Consider the following 4,243-nt stretch of genomic DNA (forward strand, 5'->3'; position numbering starts at 1 on the left):
GGTGGGAGGTGTTCTCCCCGGGGTCTTTCCTTGGATGACCGTCGGTGCGCCGAGGAGTCGGGACACCGACGGCCGGATGACGGCGACTCGGTGCGACCTGCGGCGACACGGGCCGCTGCGCGGGCTCGGGTACGGCGGCTGCGGGCGTCCGCGCGAGGATCTTGGCGGCCTCGCCGGGGCTCAACGGAACGTTGGAGACGAGCTGTTGGGTCACCCAGAGCCCACCGGGCACCTGCACGCGCCGCTCGTGCACGAAGCCCTCTTCCTTGAGCTGGCGCTTGGCGCGGGTGAAGGCGGTCGCACCGATACGGGCGCGTTCGGCGGTGCGCGACAGGGACTCGCGCGCTCCCTGGGGGAGGGAGAGCTGCCAGGTCAGGAGACGGACGGCGTCCGAGGACAGGCGGGGGTGCCGAATGATGTCGTGGGAGAACTGAGTGAAGGCGCGCGGGGGCGCGATAAGGTGCCGGTAAATCACGGTGGAGTCCACTTCCACTGGTGGTTCAGGCCCTCGCGAACGGCTGCAACCGTTGCGGGGGCCGTCTTCGTGTACGCCCGGCGAGGCGCACGGAAGACGTGCTGTCGAGGTGACCGTACCGCACGGAACGTGTGCGCGTGGACGCGATGAGTGAAGAAAGCTTTCGCGTACGGCGTTCACCCATACGAGGCAAGTTGCCCTGGTCGGAGCGTGGTTGACGCTCACGCGCCCTACTGTGCAGTCGCAGCGAGTGATCGGCGTGGGACCGAGGAGGCGAGGCGGATGGAGTCGGGTGCGGACTCGGGCGCGGGTGTGGCCGCGGAGGCGGACTCCAACGAGGGGTTCCTGCGCTGTTTCGGTCGCCAGGTGAAGCTCTTCCGGGAGATGGCCGGGCTGACCCAGGCGCAGTTGGGCAAGCGGGTCGGGTACGGCGAGGCGCAGATCGCGGCGGTGGAGCAGGGACGGCGGATCCCGAAGCCGGAGCTGATCGATGCGCTGGATCGGGAGACGGGGGCGCGGGGGGTGTTGATGGCCATGAAGAAGGAGGTGGCCAAGGCCCGGTATCCGACGTTCTTCCGCGAGTTCGCGAGCCTGGAGGCTGACGCGGCCGAACTGCACGCCTACGATGCCCACCTGGTCAACGGCTTGGTGCAATGTGAGGAGTACGCGCGTGCGGTCTTCGGCATGTGGCGCCCCTTGCTGGACTCCGAGACCATCGAACAGCGGGTATCGGCGCGACTGGATCGTCAAAAGCTGTTGGTGCGCCGACCAAAGCCACTGCTGAGCTTCGTCATCGAGGAGAACGTCCTGCGCAGGCCACTTGGCGGGACAGACGTGATGCGTGCCCAGTTGGAGCACCTGCTGCTTGTCGGACATGAACGCAACGTAGAACTCCAGGTGATGCCGACCGACCGCGACGAACATGCAGGAGTTGCAGGTCCTTTCACGTTGATCCTCACGCGGGGAGGGCGCAGGATGGCGTACACGGAGGTGCAGAGCAACAGCACCCTGCATACGGAGCCAGCGAAGGTCCAGGGGTTCGAGTCCACGTACGGAGTCCTGCGAGCGCAAGCCATGACCCCCAGGGAGTCGCTGGCCTGGATCGAGAAGCTCTTGGGAGAGTTGTGAACGCCAACGACGATCAGATAGCTGAGCTGACCTGGGTGAAGAGCAGCTACAGCGCAGGAGACGGTGGCCAGTGCGTAGAGGTCGCTGATGCAGGCCCTGCCGTGTACGTCCGCGACTCCAAGCGGCCGGACGCGGCGGTTCTCAACGTTCCTGCTGACCAGTGGACGGAGTTTGTGCGGATGGCCGTACGTGGTTGACGTGACCGAGGGGCGGTAGGGAGCCGTGGTGCTCCCTACCGCCCCTCACTCATGTCCGTAGGCCAGTCGGTCACTCGCTCTTCTTCGGGCGGCCGCGAGTCTTCTTCTCGGGACGCCAGTTGATGAGGTCGGACTCGGAGAGCTGGCGTTCCGTGCGGCCCGTTTCGAGGGCGGCCTGGAACTCCTCGGCGGGGTTGCCCTCCCACTCCTCGTCGTACTCGCCGTACCACTGGTGGACCCAGGGCAGCACCTCGCGCAGTCCGGCGAGGAGAGGCACGAAACGGGGGTCCTCCTTGGCCCAGCCGCCGTTCTCGACGCGGTCGCGGATCATTCCGACGAGGGCGTCGGCCTGGTCGCGGTGGTTCCAGCCGGCCCAGCCGAGCAGCAGGGAGCCGTCGGCCTCGGGGGAGGCACCGGGGTAGGAGATGAAGCGCTCCTTGGGCACGTCGAGCTTGCCGCGGTGGGACCAGTAGGACTGCTTGAGGAAGTCGGCGCTGGTGTACTTCGGCGGCACCTTGATGTCGAGCCGCTGCCCGGTCCGGTCCTCCTCGCGCTGCTGCTCCCAGACCTGCTCCCACTGGGCGCGCTTGCGTAGGCCGGAGTCCTTGTAGCGGAGGGCGGCGAGGTAGGGCACGTGCTCGGGCTCGATCACGGCGGCCAGGACGGTGGCGAGGGAGGCGTCGCGCTTGCCGAGGTGGTCGGCGGCGTAGAGCGTGGCGACGTCCTGCACGTCCTTGTCGTGGCGCAGCTCGTCGGCGAGCTGGTTGACGGTGAGCGGCCGGGGCACGGTGAACCCTTCCTGCTCCTCGAACCACAGCTCCTCACGTTCGGCGGCGTCGAGCAGCCAGTTCTGCAGGGCGGTGGCCTCGCGCTTCTCCCAGGGCTCGATGGACCAACGGCGCTTGTACTCGGGCCGCTCGATCAGCCGGATGTCCTTGTTGGCCTCGATCAGATCGATGCGGGCCTGCACGACTTTCTTGTAGGCGTCGGGCCAGTGGTCGGGGATCTCGGTGACGGGGGTGGACCCGTGCCGATCGAACCAGACGGTTTCGGCACCACTGCGAGCGAGCACGATCTCGAACGCCCTCTGTCCGAGGGCGACTTTGGGCACGTCGGCGCCCGCATCCAAGGGAACGGAGGTCTGAGCGACCGCGTCGTCGGTGAGCAGCCCGTAGGCCCCGTAGACGGTCCAGTCCAGCTCTTCCTGGAGGGCGATCATGCGGGCCTGAGTCTGTTCCTGGGCACGCCGGGCGTCGTCCAGCGCCTCACGGGTGGGCACGGCTTCGCGGGCGAGAGCGGAGGGCTCATGGGTGGCCAGAGCCTGGGCGAGCGCGTCGATTTCACGACTGAGGGCGAGGGGGAATTGCTTTGGCAGAGGGAACTTTGAGAGCTTGGTCGCCGCAAACTGGTAAAAGCGCTCCCATTCATCGTGCATAAAGCCGCCAGTTCCCGACTGGCTTCCCTTATCGTGGCTTACTTGTTTCATCCAGAAACACGCGGACGATGAATTCAAGAGGCCGAGTAGCTCAAGGTGCTGTTCCTCGGTGGCCTCTTTCGGTAGCTTAATGATAGGTGCTGTCCTATTGAAGACCTTGCCGTTTCGATCTAGTACGAAGTGATTGTGTGTCGCTACCTCGCTGTAGGTGATCGAATAGGCCCCGGCCTTCTCGTCCTTCGGGTGCTGATGCCACTCCCACCACTTGCGGTCGTCGTCCCGGTATGTGGAGCCGCCAAAGGTGCCCCTCATCCAGAGTTCAGTGCGCAAAGGCCAGAAATGGCGAACGAAGGCGGGTGCCAGGTCGGCTTCTTCCAGCAATTCACCTTCCGTGGTGTATGGGTGTACTGAAAGGTCGTGGCCAGAAAACGTCCAATCCCGTGTCTGGTCGCCGCGGTGGCTGTTTTCCGCCTGCAGAGATTGGCATTTCCGGGCCAGAGGTCCCGTGGTCGGCAGGGTGAAAGCCTCGTCGGCGTGGCTGTCACCGAAGAAACCGATGCGGGTAGTTGCGTCCTTCATAATTCCGGTGGATGGCGTCAGTTGTGCCATCAAGTGGGACGCGCCACCACCAGAAAGAGACCATGGGTGGTGGTTGAATGGCGTGCGGTTTAGGTCTTCGACAGTAACCCAGTCCGACTCGCTCCCGGGCATTCTCGTCTGTGTCGCGATGGCTTGCCAAACGAACCCCTGCTCCGGGTCGGCAGGTTGACTTGGTTCCCCCCGAACTCCCAACACGGCCCTAACCGCATCGTTCTGCCGAGGCATCTGATTCCGTCCCACCAAAACAACCGTAGGCGTCCCATGCCCCGGAATATAAACCCCCGACGTATCAATCACATGCGTCAGGTCAACCCTCGGGAAGAACTCCTCAATCAGCTTCTTCCCGAACTCCCTCTTCATGAACGAGTTGGCCGTGATCTGCCCCGTGAACCCCCCGTCCCGCTGACT

At 65.0% G+C, this 4,243-nt stretch carries 3 protein-coding genes and 1 pseudogene; 2 read left to right on the forward strand and 2 right to left on the reverse strand.

Annotation, left to right across the window (positions count from 1 at the left end; all coding sequences use genetic code 11):
* Positions 1-475 (reverse strand): annotated as a pseudogene (locus C1I97_RS32480) (hypothetical protein); the annotation flags it as partial.
* A gap of 282 nt (positions 476-757) precedes the next feature.
* Between C1I97_RS32480 and C1I97_RS32485 the strand changes: the two are divergent.
* A complete protein-coding gene (locus C1I97_RS32485) occupies positions 758-1,603 on the forward strand; it encodes a helix-turn-helix domain-containing protein (protein WP_111006623.1) in 846 nt (281 codons plus the stop codon).
* A gap of 35 nt (positions 1,604-1,638) precedes the next feature.
* On the forward strand, positions 1,639-1,800 hold the full coding sequence (locus tag C1I97_RS32490) for a DUF397 domain-containing protein (RefSeq protein ID WP_309147843.1): 162 nt from the start codon (positions 1,639-1,641) through the stop codon (positions 1,798-1,800).
* Positions 1,801-1,870: 70 nt separating this feature from the next.
* Here the strand turns inward: C1I97_RS32490 and pglX are convergent, their stop codons facing one another.
* Positions 1,871-4,195 carry a BREX-2 system adenine-specific DNA-methyltransferase PglX gene (gene pglX, locus C1I97_RS32495; RefSeq protein WP_441349176.1) on the reverse strand — a complete coding sequence of 775 codons (2,325 nt, stop codon included), beginning with the start codon at positions 4,193-4,195 and terminating at the stop codon, positions 1,871-1,873.
* Positions 4,196-4,243 lie beyond the last annotated feature (48 nt).

Source organism: Streptomyces sp. NTH33 (assembly GCF_003236365.1).
Taxonomy (GTDB): Bacteria; Actinomycetota; Actinomycetes; order Streptomycetales; family Streptomycetaceae; genus Streptomyces.